This is a genomic window from Halorubrum tibetense (assembly GCF_042661865.1).
In the GTDB taxonomy this organism is placed as follows: domain Archaea; phylum Halobacteriota; class Halobacteria; order Halobacteriales; family Haloferacaceae; genus Halorubrum; species Halorubrum tibetense.
In genome coordinates, this window is the sequence record NZ_JBHSWW010000623.1 from 1 (window position 1) to 634 (window position 634).

1 protein-coding gene is annotated in these 634 nt (G+C 43.7%); it reads right to left on the reverse strand.

Annotation, left to right across the window (positions count from 1 at the left end):
* Positions 1-91: 91 nt before the first annotated feature.
* Positions 92-634, reverse strand: a 543-nt coding sequence (locus ACFQEU_RS17355) for an ion channel (protein ID WP_379784184.1), incomplete at its 5' end; no start/stop codon positions are given.

The window sequence follows — 634 nt, forward strand, 5'->3', positions numbered from 1 at the left end:
AGAGGTAAAGATCGAAGCGTTCGACGGACAACACTGGGAACAACACGCCGATAGTTTGAAGCATTTAACGTAGATCAGGCCAAATAGCCCATTAGTGTTTTTTTGTCGCGTGCGCAGTGGCGTGCAGACTAACGAGACGCGCCATGATAATGGCAATGTAAAATTGACCAACCATGGCCTCAACCGCCGCCCAGCTTTGCGCCACTTTATGGGTGGGAACAATGTCGCCATAGCCCAAAGTAGAAAGGGTGACAAAGCTATAATAGGTAAAGACACCCATCATCTGCTCCTCCACCTTTAGTCCCTGCTGCCCCGACGCTGCATTAAATAGAAAAGCGCCATCGTAAAATAAATTAATATTGGAAAATATCGCCGCCCAAATCAAACCAATTAGCAGATAAAGACACATGGAGGCATAGATAATGTTGGCAGTTACATTTTTGCTCAACAAAATGGTGCGCAACAGGTGATAACTAATGAAACCTAAAAACGCAATAGTGGTTAAATTATCAATGTAGAAAGCTAGGCGATTATGATTGCTAAAATGATCTAACCAAAGTGTTGCCAACGTTGGCACCATAAGAATCATTGCCAACAACCACATGCGTTTTTGCTCAACAATGACATACACCGC